Here is a 415-nt window from a genome sequence, read left to right on the forward strand (position 1 = left end):
TTTGGTTTGGTCAGCCATCAGATGCTGGGCATAGCGAAGTTTCTCAGCCGTCATGATTCTGGGCCTGCCACCTTTACGTCCCCGAGCCCGAGCCGCAGCAATCCCCTCTTTCACACGCTGACGAATAATATTGCGTTCCATCTCCGCAAAAGCGGCTTGAATTTGTAAAAACGCTCGACCTGCAGGGGTGGTTGTATCCATAGGTGAATTAATGGCTTTAAAGCCAATGTCTTTTTCAGCCAGTTCATCAATCAGCTTTATAAGTTCACTGGCTAACCGCCCTAACCTATCCAAATCTAAAACAACGAGTACATCGCCCTTTCTTAAATAGTTGAGACAATCATCCAAACCCTTACGTTGGGAATTACTGCCCGATGCCTTGTCCTCAAAAATCCGCTCACAGCCAATTTCTTGT

General features: G+C 46.7%; 1 protein-coding gene. It reads right to left on the reverse strand.

Annotated elements, in window-relative coordinates; genetic code table 11:
* Positions 1-415 (reverse strand): recombinase family protein (locus tag NQ036_RS15495; RefSeq protein ID WP_257060030.1); only part of this gene is annotated, 415 nt, incomplete at both ends.

The organism is Brevibacterium sp. 91QC2O2, from assembly GCF_024580695.1.
Lineage (GTDB): Bacteria > Actinomycetota > Actinomycetes > Actinomycetales > Brevibacteriaceae > Brevibacterium > Brevibacterium moorei.